Origin of the sequence: Streptomyces sp. NPDC046215 (genome assembly GCF_040646215.1) — a bacterium.
Classification (GTDB): Bacteria; Actinomycetota; Actinomycetes; order Streptomycetales; family Streptomycetaceae; genus Streptomyces; species Streptomyces stramineus.
Genome location: NZ_JBEYZW010000209.1, coordinates 1 through 1,078, shown reverse-complemented (window position 1 = coordinate 1,078; position 1,078 = coordinate 1). Strand labels below are relative to the sequence as shown.

Genomic DNA, 1,078 nt, shown 5'->3' with positions numbered 1-1,078 from the left:
GAGACGATCTCCAGGCGGCGCTGGCGCAGGCCCAGGGACTCCAGGATCTGCATGCCGACCTTGATCTCCTCGGCCGGCGGGGCCGACAGGGAGACGCGGATGGTGTCGCCGATGCCTTCGGAGAGCAGCGCCCCGAAGGCGACGGCGGACTTGATGGTGCCCTGGAAGGCCGGTCCCGCCTCGGTGACGCCCAGGTGCAGCGGGTAGTCGCACTGCGCCGCGAGCTGCCGGTAGGCGTTGACCATCACGACCGGGTCGTTGTGCTTGACCGAGATCTTGATGTCGCGGAAACCGTGCTCCTCGAAGAGGGACGCCTCCCACAGCGCGGACTCGACGAGGGCTTCGGGGGTGGCCTTGCCGTACTTGGCCAGCAGGCGGGCGTCGAGGGAGCCGGCGTTGACGCCGATGCGGATCGGGGTGCCGGTTTCGCCGGCGGCCTTCGCGATCTCCTTGACCTTGTCGTCGAACTGCTTGATGTTGCCGGGGTTGACGCGGACCGCGGCGCAGCCGGCGTCGATCGCGGCGAAGACGTACTTCGGCTGGAAGTGGATGTCGGCGATCACCGGGATCTGCGACTTCCTCGCGATGATCGGGAGCGCGTCGGCGTCGTCCTGGGTCGGGCAGGCGACGCGGACGATCTGGCAGCCGGACGCCGTGAGCTCGGCGATCTGCTGGAGGGTGGCGCCGATGTCCGAGGTCCTGGTCGTCGTCATCGACTGCACCGATACGGGTGCGTCGCCTCCGACGGCCACGGAGCCGACCTGGATCTTGCGGCTGACCCTGCGGTCGGCGAGCTTGATGGGAACGGAAGGCATTCCAAGCGAAATCGCAGTCATCTGGCGAGCAACCCCAAGGTGTGAATCTAGGTCCCGAGATCGGCGGGCTCCGGCCTTCGAGGTTACGGCACGGTTGCCCGTGCGGGCACATCCCCTGCCGCCGGGGCCGCACCACCGCTGCGCGGCGGTGTCCTCAAGCGCCGGACGGGCCCGAGCCGGGCGACGTCTCCTCCCCGGACCCGGGGCAGCTGTGGCGGGCGGTCCTGCGGCGGCAGCGCAACGAACTGGCCATGGTCGCCACC

General features: G+C 69.6%; 1 protein-coding gene. It reads right to left on the bottom strand.

Annotated features, from left to right (window positions below; translation table 11 throughout):
* A partial coding sequence (gene ispG / locus ABZ951_RS33890) for a flavodoxin-dependent (E)-4-hydroxy-3-methylbut-2-enyl-diphosphate synthase (RefSeq protein ID WP_361281808.1) occupies positions 1-836 on the bottom strand: 836 nt, incomplete at its 3' end.
* Between the last annotated feature and the right edge of the window lie 242 nt (positions 837-1,078).